Genomic DNA, 9,661 nt, shown 5'->3' with positions numbered 1-9,661 from the left:
GAGCGCGGGCATGGCGCGGAGCGCGGGCATGGCGCGGAGCGCGGGCATGACGCGGAGCGCGGGCATGACGCGGAGCGCGGGCATGACGCGGAGCGTGCCCTTGCCCTTGCGCGGAGCGCCAATTGAGGCAGTTGCGCAGAGCGCGCCTCCAGCTACTCAACAACCAACTCAACCGGAATGTTGCCCCGCGTCGCGTTCGAGTAAGGGCAGACCCGGTGCGCCCGCTCCACCAACTCCCGCCCCGGCTCCCCCTCCAAGCCCTCAGGCAGCTCCACCCGCAGCACCACCGACAGCCCGAAACCCGACTCCACATCCCCGCCGATGCCGACCTCCGCCGTCACCGACACATCCCGCACGTCCTGCTTCGTCTGGCGGGCGACCGCGCCCAGCGCGCTGGCGAAGCACGCGGCGTATCCGGCGGCGAACAGCTGCTCCGGGTTGGTGCCCTCGCCGTTGCCGCCCATCTCGTGCGGCGGGGCCAGGGTCAGGTCGAGTCGGCCGTCGGAGCTGACGGCGCGGCCCTCGCGGCCGTTGGCGGTGGCGACGGCGGTGTACAGGGCGTCCATGGTGAACCCTCTCAATCGGTTGCGTACAACTCAATGTAACACAAGTCAGTTGCATGCAATTGAGTTGTAGGCTGGAACCATGGACAGCCCGACCCCCGACAGCGTTCCCGCCGACGAGCTGCTGCGCCTGGACCGCCAGGTCTGCTTCGCCGTGCACGGTGCCGCGCGCGCCTTCGACGCGGTCTATCGCCCGCTGCTGCGCGAGCTCGGCCTCACCTACCCGCAGTACCTGGTGATGCTGGCGCTCTGGGAGCACGGGACGCTGACGGTGAAGGAGTTGGGGCTCGCGCTCCGGCTGGACTCGGGAACCCTGTCCCCGCTGCTCAAGCGCCTGGAGGGGGCCGGGTTCGTGCGGCGCGAGCGCGATCGCCGCGACGAGCGCTCGGTCACGGTGTCGCCGACGGCGGCGGGCGAGCGGCTGCGCGAGCACGCTCTGGGCGTGCCCCGGGAGATCCTCGCGGCGACCGGGATGGACGGGGAGGGGCTCGCCGAGATGCGCGCGTCGCTGGCCCGGCTCACCGCCGCCCTGGACGCCGTCGCGCCGGGCGGCCGCTGACGCCGCGTCCGCGCCCGGAAACGGGCGGGCAAGTGCGGCGCCCTACAAGATCGGAACGGCCGCTTTTGTCCGGGCGCCCAGCGACCCCGTGATCTTGCGGAACCTAGCCTTCCGGTGCATGGACCCCGAACGCCTGATCTACCCGCTGACGAAGCACGTCGTGCTGGGCCCCGCGTTGCGCGTCACCTGCCGCCCGAAGGTGACCGGCCTGCACCACCTCCCCCGGACCGGTCCGGTGATCCTGGCCGCCAACCACCTGGCGTTCTGCGACTCGTTCGTGCTGCCGCTGGTGGTGCCGCGGCAGGTCTTCTTCCTCGGCAAGCACGAGTACTTCACCCGGCCGGGAAAGGCCGGGCGCGCGCTGGCCGCGCTCTTCCGGGGCCTGGGCGCGATCGCCGTGGACCGCTCGGGCGGGCGTGCCGCGCTCGCCGCGCTGGACGCCTCGGCGGCGGTCCTGGAGCGCGGCGAGGTCTTCGCCATCCACCCCGAGGGCACCCGCTCGCCGGACGGGCGGCTGTACCGGGGGCACACCGGCGTCGCCCGGCTCGCGCTGCGGACCGGCGCGCCCGTCGTGCCGGTGGGACTGATCGGGACCGACCGCATCCAGCCGCGCGGGCAGCGGCTGCCCAGGCCCGGCCGTATCGAGGTCCGCATCGGCGAGCCGTTGCGGTTCGCCGGGCGCGGCCGTGAGAGCCACCGGGACGTGACGCGCGGCGTCACCGACGAGGTCATGGCCGCCATCCGCGCGCTGTCGGGCCAGGAGTACGTGCCGTCCTACGCGCCCCGCCCGGAATCCTCTGCCCGGCCGGAATAACACCGTCAAAACGGGTATGCCGGTGTTGTGCCTCGGAGGAAGGACACCGCCATGCCCGTACGACCCGCAGCAGGCGGCCTGCTGCTCGGCCTCGTCTCGGCCTGCTGTTACGGCTTCTCGGGACCGCTCGCCAGGATGCTCATCGACGCCGGACTCGCCCCGCTCCAGGTGGCGTGGCTGCGCCTGGGCACCGCCGCCCTCGTCCTGGTGGCGGCGGGCCTGCTCGTCCGCCCCCGCTCGCTGGTGGTGCCACGCGGGCAGCGCCGGTTCGCGGCGCTCTACGCGCTGGTCGGCTTCGCCGCCGTCCAGGGGCTCTTCTACGCGACGGTCGCGCGGCTGCCGGTCGGGCTGGCCTCGCTGCTGGAGTACACCTCGCCGGTGATGGTGGTGTTGTGGCTGCGGGTGGCGCGCGGGGTGCGCGTCCCGGCCGTCGCCGCGGTGGGCGCGGTCTGCACGCTGGCCGGGCTGGCCTGCGTGGTCGAGGTGTGGCACGGGCTGCGCGCCGACGCGCTGGGCCTGCTGCTCGGCCTCGCCACGGCGGTGTGCGCGGCGGGCTACTTCCTGCTGACGCAGGACTCGGGCGGGCGGCTCGCGCCGTTCACCGCCATCACCTGGGGCCTGCTCGGCGCGTCCATCGCGCTGCTCCCGGCCGCCCGGCCGTGGGAGCTGCCGTGGGCGACGCTGACCCGGGACGTGACCGCCGCCGGGCACCAGGTTCCCGCGCTGGCGGTGCTCGCATGGCTGGCGCTGGTCGCCACGATCGCCGCCTACTTCGGGAACATGGCGGCGATCCAGCGGTTGTCGGCGGCGGTCGGCTCGTCGGTGTCGTCGGTGGAGGCGGTGGCCAGCGCGGTGCTGGCGTGGGTGCTGCTCGGGCAGGCGCTCGGCCCCGCGCAGATCGCCGGGGGCCTGGTGGTGCTGGCCGGGATCGTGCTGGCCCAGCGCGCCGTGGCCCGCCTGACGACGCCGGACGCGCCGCCGCGCGAGGACCCCGCGCCGGGAACCCGGACGGCGGTCCGGGCGTCCGATGGGTGACACCGGGAAACCGGCCCATCGCGGCGGCCGCGCGTGTACAAGTACCTCCACACGTGCGGGCCCGAGGTGCACAGTGGTCCCGGTGCGCACCCCGCTGACCGGGAGGTACGGTGCTCCGCATCCTGTTCACCCCCGAGGACCTGGCCGGAGTACGGGTCGCGGCCGAACCCGACTTCCTGTGGGAGGTCACCGGCAGCGTGCGGACGCTCCGGCGGCGCGACGGCGCGCGCGTGTTCGGCGAGTGGCGGCGGCAGGTGCGCCACCGGCTGCCCGCCGACGCCCGGTCCCCGCGCCCCCTGCTGGCGTCCGCCGTCCACTCCCCCGAGATCGTTGGGGCCGAGGCCCCGGTCGAGACGTTGACGGGCATCCCGAACGCGCGGCTGCCCGCCGACCTGGGACGTCCGCCGTGGCTGCGGCGGCTGGCCGACGGTGATCCGGACGCGCTGCGGCTGCTGGGCCACCCGATGCGCGCCTACCACGCGGCGGCGGTCGCGCCGTTCTGGGGCCAGGTGCGCTCGCACGTGCACGCCGACCGGACGGTGCGGATGCGCGCGCTGCTCGACGGCGGCGTGCACGGCCTGCTGGCGTCGCTGGGCCCCCGGATGCGCTGGCGGCCACCGGTGCTGGAGGCCGACCACCCGGCCGACCGGACGGTGCGGCTCGACGGCCGGGGCCTGCTGCTGCAACCGGCGTTCTTCTGCTGGCCGACGCCGGTGCCCCTCGCCGATCCCGAACGGCCGCCGGTGCTGGTGTACCCCGTCGAGCACGAGGAGGGCTGGGCGTCCGCCGCCGAGGCGCGGGCGCGGCGGGGCGGCCGAGCCGACCCGCTGGGCGCGCTCATCGGCGGCACCCGCGCGGCGCTGCTGCGCGCGGCCTACACCGGCTGCACCACCGGGGAGCTGGCGCGGCTGCTGGAGGTCACCGCCCCGGCGGTGAGCCAGCACGCGTCGGTGCTGCGCGACGCGGGCCTGCTGTCGACGGTGCGCCGCGCCGGATACTCCCTGCACACCACCACCGTGCAGGGCCGCGCGCTGCTACGCGATTGTGCTCATTGACGTCTAGTTCACGCCGGGCGGGCGTTCGCCGAACTGCCAGCCTTCCGCCAGCCGGTCCTTCACGACCGGAAAGCCTTCCATGTGCCTTCGCTGGGCGGGCGGCAGCCCGAACTTCGCCGGGACCAGCAGCACCACCACGGCCGCGACGATCGCCGCCACGGTCAGGAAGAACGGTCCGCCGTTCACCAGCAGGAGCACTTCGATGATCGCCAGTATCACCAGCAGGACGCCCCGGCCGCCGGTGGGGATGTGCGCGCGGTAGAGGTGCGACGAGCGGCACTCCTGGCAGCGCGGCACCTCGACCGTGCCGTGGTTCCAGGTGACGCGCGTGCTGCCCGCGTAGCCCGGCACGTACTGAACGTTGCCGAACATGTTCTGCTTGAACGTGTGGGCCTCCGACGGCGGGCGCTCCTGGCAGAACCAGCAGCGGCCGAAGGTGAGGTTGCCCTTGACGATCTCCAGGTTCTCCTCGACGCGCGAGCGCGTGGCGCTGGTGACCGCGATCTGGCGGGCGCGCTCGGCGAGCCGTTCGGCGGTGGTCCAGTCGCCGGTCTTGTTGCCGTAGGCGATCATGCAGTTGAGCACCTGGTTGGCGATGCCGTCGCGGGCCCCGGCGAGCGCGGGGTGGTCGGGCAGCAGGGCGGTCTCCAGCAGGCCCAGCGGCGCGGCGGTGTCGGTCAGCAGCCGGTCGGCCACCTGGTCGGCGGTCTCGGGCGCGGACCTCGCCTGCTGCTCGGCGGTCTCGCCGAGGCTGCGGATGCGCGCGGTCTCCGGTGCAAGGAGACGACGTAGGGCGTCCTCGAACAGGTCCGGCCCCAGCGTCGTCTGCTGGGCGCGCAGGACCGGCCGCAGGCTGCCCAGCAACTGGGCTGCGTCGGAGCGGCGGCCGTCGCGCAGCGCGCCCACCACCAGCCGCGCGTTGAGCGACAGCAGCGCGGCCGACAGCTCGGCGCGGAAGCGGCGGGCGGTGTCGAGCTGGAGGCGGGGGTCGTTCAGGCGGTGCGCGCGGCCCTCCAGCAGCCGCCAGACCCCGTCGTCGTTCAGCAGCGCGCGCCACCAGGTGAGGGAGCGCTGCCACGCCCTGCCGTCGAGCCCGTCGCCTTCGAGGGCGCGGGCGTGCAACAGCACCGCCATGTTGTGGGCGGAGGTCGGGGTGTCCTGCTCGGACCAGATCCGTTCGGCCTCGTCGACGTCGCCGCGTCGCAGCGCCGCTATCGCCGGGTCGGGGCCGCCCTCGGCGGTCGGCCAGAACCAGAAGAACTCGTCCACCAGCCGCCGCACCGGGTCGCGCAGCCGTTGGACGGCGGCCTGCCGCTCGGTCGGTTCGGGGCGGCGCAGGAACGGCAGGAGCGGCGCGGCGGCCCCGCCGTTCCCGGCCGCGCTGCCGCCGACCCGTTCCAGGACGCGCGCGCGTTCGTTGAGCCGCCGGATGTCGCGGGCGGTGGCGTCCACGCCCAGTCCGGTGACGGCGAAGGCGTTGTCCTGGTAGAGGTCGGGGCCCAGGTCCTCCAGGAGCCGGGGCAGGTCCATCGTCCCTCCTAGACGGCGGAGATCCGGATGCTGACCGTGCGGGCGGCGCGGCCCCGGTTCGGCGGGACCGCCGGGCCGAGGGCCGACACCGTGACGGCGGCGGTGGGGACGGCCGCGCGCTCGTGCAGGACCTCCCGGACGGTGGCGGCCCGCGCCTCGGCGAGCTCCATGTTCCCCGCGTAGGGGCCGCCCGCGCGGAGCGGCTGGTCGTCGGTGTGGCCGAGGACGGTGAGGCGGAGCCGTCCCGCCTGGGGTTTCAGGCGGTCGGCGAGGCGGGCGAGCAGCGCGCGGCCGTCCCGCGTCAGCGTGGTGTCCCCGGCGAACAGGCCGCGGTCGAAGGTGACGGTGATCTCGCCGGGCGTCCGGCGGGCGCGCACGCCCGGCATCGTCACGTCCAGCCCCGTCAGCACGTCCTCGGCCGAGGCGAGGGAGGGGGCGGGCGCGGACGGTGCGGCGGTCGCGGCGGCCGGGGGCTTCTCGTCGTCGCCGCCGGTCAGCAGCGCGGTGACGACCGCGCCCACCAGTAGACCGGCTATACCGGCGGCCAGGATCGGCGGCAGCCGCCGCCCGGTCCGCATCCGGGCGATGCGGCGGCGGGCCGCGGCGTACTCGGTGTTCTCCGGCGACAACCGCTGCGCCTGCGCCCAGCACTCGTCGGCGCGGGCAAGGTCGCCCTGCTGGGCGTGGACGCGGGCGCGCAGGTCGAGGTAGGCGGTGTCGGGCTCGGTGTCGTGGTACGCCTCGTCCAGCAGTTCCCCGGCCTCGGCGAGCCTGCCGCGCCGCGCCAGCTCGCGCGCCTGCGCGAGGGCCACCTCGCGGATCGCGGTGAGGGCCGCCATCAGTCGCGCCGCACCGTGCTGGACCGGTCGCCGAACGGGTCCGGCGGGGGCGGCGGCACCGGCAACATGTCGCGCAGCTGCGCGTTGATCTGCCGCAGCCGCATCTGGTCGCCGTTGCCCGCCGCGAGCCGTCCTTCGGCCATCAGCCGGTCGGCCTCGGCCGGGTCGCGCATCTCGCCGCGCATCGCGCTGAGGTCCTCGAAGGCGAGCTGCTGGAGCTGGCCGGTGGCCTCCAGCACGTCCAGGACCAGGTCGCGCAGGTTGCCGCCGCGCTGGCGCAGCAGGTCGGCGTCGTGCGCGGCGATCGCCAGCCGCACCGCCGACTCGGTGTCGGCCAGGGTGCGGCGGTGCTCGGCGGTGCCGCCGTGCACGACCAGCTCGGTGGTGAAGCGGAGCATCTCCTCCACCTCGCCGACCAGCTCGGGCCACTCCAGGGCGTCCTCCAGCTCGTCCACCGCGGCCTTGAGGTCCAGCAGGCGCTTGCCGCAGGTGGTGGCGGCGTCGGGGTCGACGCGGGAGGCGCCCAGCAGGCCGTCCACGTCGGCGACGATGCGCTCGCGGTCGACGCGGTCCAGCACCGCCAGCGCGGCCGGGTCGCCGGACTCCACGGCGCGGTCGCGCGCCCCGGCCAGCCGCCGCTTCTCGGTGGCGGCCTCGGCGGCGAGCTCGGCGTGCTCGGGGACGGTCTCGGTGCGCAGGGTGACCGCGTGCTCGAACTCCTCGTCCAGGATCGGCACGTAGGCGCGCGCGACCACCAGCCGCGACTCGTCGATCTCCAGGGTGAGGTCCACCTCGCTGCCCTCGGGCACGTCGCGCGGCACCTGCGCGGCGTCCACCTCCAGGCGGCCGATGCGCCGGTTGCGGTCGGCGTAGCGGTGCTCGCCCTCCAGCAGCGGGATGCGCAACATGCCCTGGCCCTGGCCCCGGCTGATGGCGACGGTGGTGCGCAGCAGCACGCGGCGGCGGGCGGGCAGCGGGGTGCCGCGCTCCAGCAGCCACTCCACCTCGTTGCCGTCCAGGCCGACGCCGACCGAGTGGGTCAGCGGCGGCTGGGTGTCCACGACGCCGACGGTGTAGGTGAGGGTGGCCGGTTCCACCGGGCGGCGGGTCCCGGCCGCGTCGGTCAGCTCGATGGCGAACACGTTGGCGCGGCCCTTATCGGCCCACAGCGTGGTGGCGAACGTGCCGTCGGGGCCCAGTTCGAGGCGGCCGCTGCGCCACGGCGGGCGGGACTGCTCGTTGACGAACTCGATCGCGTGGCCGGTGGTGTCGCCGCCGCCGACCCGGCCGCCGACGAACGGCTCGGTGTCGGGGCCGACCGGCTGGTACTCCAGCTCCACGGTGTAGCCGCCGGCGACCGACGGCACGGCGGGCGCGGTGTACTCCACGCGTTGGGTCCCGGCGAAGATGGCCGCGCCGCGCGCCACCACCGTCACCGGCTCCTGGCTGTGGTCGAGCGCGATGCCGAGGCCCTCGCGCGGGTCGGCCAGGCGTTCGCGCAGGTAGGGCGACAGGGTGGGGCCGCCGACCAGCAGCAGGCGTTCCACGTCGCCGGGCCCGAGGCCCGCCTCGGCCAGCGCCTTGCGGCACAGGTTGATCGAGCGCACCAGGTAGGGCTCGGTGAGGCGCTCCACGTCGGCGCGGCGCAGCTCGTACTCGAACTCGAACGACTGGCCGCGGTCGTCGGTGAGGTCCACCAGGATGTCGGCGCCGTCGTCGCGCGACAGCCGGATCTTGGCCTCCTCGGCGGCCAGCTTCAGCTTGTTGACCGCGCCGACCCAGCGCGGGTTGCCGCGCCCCAGGCCGGTGACCGGGCGCTGCGCGGCCACCGCCGGGATCAGCAGTTCCTCCACGATCTGCCAGTCGATGAGCTTGCCGCCCAGGAAGTTGTCGCCGCGGTGGTTGGCGACGGTGAACTCGCCGTCGCGGACGTTGACGACGGCGGCGTCGAAGGTGCCGCCGCCGAAGTCGTAGACCAGCCAGAACACGTTGTCGGCCTCGCTCTGGAAGCCGTAGGCGAGGGCGGCGGCGGTCGGCTCCTGGAGCAGCGGGGTCTGGGTGAGCCCGGCCAGCTCGGCGGCGCGGCGGGTGGCGTCGCAGGCGCTGAGGTCGAAGGCGGCGGGCACGGTGATCACCGCGGCGCGCAGCTCGTCGCCGGTGCGCTGCGCCACGTCGTTGCGCAGCGACTTCAGCACCTCGGCCGACAGTTCCTCGGGGCCCATCCGCCGCCCGGTGGCCTCGAAGATCTTGGGGGCGCCGGAGGTGCCCATGCGCAGCTTGAACTCCACGCAGGTGTTGCCGGGGTCGAGCTCGCTGCGCTCCTTGGCGGCGCGGCCGACGTAGCGGCGGTCGCGGCGGTCGATCCAGACCGCCGAGGGGGTGGTGTCGAAGCCGTCGTTGTTCTTGACGATCTCGGCGTCCACGCCGCTCAGCACGGCGATGGCGCTGTTGGTGGTGCCGAGGTCGATGCCGTAGTCGATGGTGGCCCTGCTCATGGACGCCCCCCTGTCGTGTCGCCGTGCACCGTCGTGTCACCGTGCGCGGGCGTCTCCCCGCGCGCGGTCGTGTCACCGTGCGCAGTCGTGCCGCCGTGCGCGGGCGCGTCCCCGTTCACCGGCGTGCCGACGATCACCTCGCCGGGGCGCAGCAGCCGCCCGTCCAGGTAGACCGTGGGCCGCACCGCCTCGACGACCTGCTCGCGGCCGAGGCCCGGCGTGGGCTGGAACGCCACCACCTTGATGCGCAGGCCCGGGTCGAACGGCTGGCCCAGGTGGTCCTGCACCTCCACGCCCGCCGCCCCGAGCGCGTCCCAGGCGGCCTCCAGGTGGCGGCTCAGCGCGCGGGAGCCGCCGGACGCGGTGTCGATGCGGTTGCCGAGCCGCCACAGGTGGACGGCGAGGTCGGCGAGCGCGCCCTCGGACGGGACGGCTCCGGGCGGGGCGGTGCCGCCGGGGGTTCCGGGTTTGTCCGCCGGGGCGGGCGCCTGGCCGGGGATCGTGTCGTCGGCCGGGTCCGGTGCCGTGTCGGTGAGGCCGGGCGCATCGCCGGGGCGGTCGTCGCGCGCCGCGGCGAGCGCGGCCAGGGCCTCGGCCGGCCAGTGCGGGGCCGCGATCCTGAACTCGCGCGGCTGCCGCCACTGCCGGAAGGCGGCGCCGATCTCCGTCAGCATCGTCGGTCCCGTCGTGTCACGCGGTGTTGCCCGCACGCGCATCCCCGCACCGGAAGAACTCCCCTGCCCGTCCCGACCAGCATCGGCAAGCGCGGCA

Annotated in this window: 9 protein-coding genes; 4 read left to right on the top strand and 5 right to left on the bottom strand. The window is 75.0% G+C overall.

Annotation, left to right across the window (positions count from 1 at the left end):
- Positions 1-152: 152 nt before the first annotated feature.
- Positions 153-566, bottom strand: a complete 414-nt coding sequence (locus tag AH6_RS34475; protein ID WP_067488623.1) for an organic hydroperoxide resistance protein — start codon at positions 564-566, stop codon at positions 153-155.
- 79 nt (positions 567-645) lie between these two features.
- Between AH6_RS34475 and AH6_RS34470 the strand changes: the two genes are divergently transcribed.
- From AH6_RS34470 to AH6_RS34455, 4 genes are all read left to right on the top strand, one after another.
- Positions 646-1,122 carry a MarR family winged helix-turn-helix transcriptional regulator gene (locus AH6_RS34470; protein WP_067488621.1) on the top strand — a complete coding sequence of 159 codons (477 nt, stop codon included), beginning with the start codon at positions 646-648 and terminating at the stop codon, positions 1,120-1,122.
- Between the two features lie 118 nt (positions 1,123-1,240).
- Positions 1,241-1,936 (top strand): lysophospholipid acyltransferase family protein, encoded by a 696-nt coding sequence (locus AH6_RS34465; protein WP_157431904.1) that lies wholly within the window; start codon positions 1,241-1,243, stop codon positions 1,934-1,936.
- A gap of 51 nt (positions 1,937-1,987) precedes the next feature.
- Positions 1,988-2,971: an EamA family transporter gene (locus tag AH6_RS34460; RefSeq protein WP_067488619.1), complete on the top strand. Its 984-nt coding sequence runs from the start codon at positions 1,988-1,990 to the stop codon at positions 2,969-2,971.
- A gap of 110 nt (positions 2,972-3,081) precedes the next feature.
- Positions 3,082-4,026, top strand: a complete 945-nt coding sequence (locus tag AH6_RS34455; RefSeq protein WP_067488617.1) for an ArsR/SmtB family transcription factor — start codon at positions 3,082-3,084, stop codon at positions 4,024-4,026.
- Between the two features lie 3 nt (positions 4,027-4,029).
- Here the strand turns inward: AH6_RS34455 and AH6_RS46255 are convergent, their stop codons facing one another.
- Genes AH6_RS46255 through AH6_RS34435 form a run of 4 tightly spaced genes read right to left on the bottom strand, consistent with a single transcriptional unit; the run spans position 4,030 to position 9,564 of the window.
- Positions 4,030-5,556, bottom strand: a complete 1,527-nt coding sequence (locus tag AH6_RS46255) for a hypothetical protein (RefSeq protein ID WP_067488615.1) — start codon at positions 5,554-5,556, stop codon at positions 4,030-4,032.
- 8 nt (positions 5,557-5,564) lie between these two features.
- Positions 5,565-6,395 (bottom strand): OmpA family protein, encoded by an 831-nt coding sequence (locus AH6_RS34445; protein ID WP_067488613.1) that lies wholly within the window; start codon positions 6,393-6,395, stop codon positions 5,565-5,567.
- Positions 6,395-8,890 carry an Hsp70 family protein gene (locus tag AH6_RS34440; protein WP_067488611.1) on the bottom strand — a complete coding sequence of 832 codons (2,496 nt, stop codon included), beginning with the start codon at positions 8,888-8,890 and terminating at the stop codon, positions 6,395-6,397. The genes AH6_RS34445 and AH6_RS34440 overlap by 1 nt, the downstream gene beginning before the upstream one ends.
- A complete protein-coding gene (locus AH6_RS34435) occupies positions 8,887-9,564 on the bottom strand; it encodes a nucleotide exchange factor GrpE (protein ID WP_067488609.1) in 678 nt (225 codons plus the stop codon). Before AH6_RS34435 ends, AH6_RS34440 begins: the two co-directional genes overlap by 4 nt.
- Positions 9,565-9,661: the final 97 nt, after the last annotated feature.

It is taken from the genome of Actinomadura hibisca NBRC 15177 (assembly GCF_001552635.1).
GTDB classification, from domain to species: Bacteria; Actinomycetota; Actinomycetes; order Streptosporangiales; family Streptosporangiaceae; genus Spirillospora; species Spirillospora hibisca.
The sequence above is the reverse complement of the archived record's forward strand: the minus strand, read 5'-3'. Positions and strand labels throughout refer to the sequence as shown.

What these genes read in the sequence shown, in the direction of transcription:
- AH6_RS34475 (WP_067488623.1), bottom strand. Translation starts at nt 566, where the DNA reads ATGGACGCCCTGTACACCGCCGTCGCCACCGCCAACGGCCGCGAGGGC.
- AH6_RS34470 (WP_067488621.1), top strand. Translation starts at nt 646, where the DNA reads ATGGACAGCCCGACCCCCGACAGCGTTCCCGCCGACGAGCTGCTGCGC.
- AH6_RS34465 (WP_157431904.1), top strand. Translation starts at nt 1,241, where the DNA reads ATGGACCCCGAACGCCTGATCTACCCGCTGACGAAGCACGTCGTGCTG.
- AH6_RS34460 (WP_067488619.1), top strand. Translation starts at nt 1,988, where the DNA reads ATGCCCGTACGACCCGCAGCAGGCGGCCTGCTGCTCGGCCTCGTCTCG.
- AH6_RS46255 (WP_067488615.1), bottom strand. Translation starts at nt 5,556, where the DNA reads ATGGACCTGCCCCGGCTCCTGGAGGACCTGGGCCCCGACCTCTACCAG.
- AH6_RS34445 (WP_067488613.1), bottom strand. Translation starts at nt 6,395, where the DNA reads ATGGCGGCCCTCACCGCGATCCGCGAGGTGGCCCTCGCGCAGGCGCGC.
- AH6_RS34440 (WP_067488611.1), bottom strand. Translation starts at nt 8,890, where the DNA reads ATGAGCAGGGCCACCATCGACTACGGCATCGACCTCGGCACCACCAAC.
- AH6_RS34435 (WP_067488609.1), bottom strand. Translation starts at nt 9,564, where the DNA reads ATGCTGACGGAGATCGGCGCCGCCTTCCGGCAGTGGCGGCAGCCGCGC.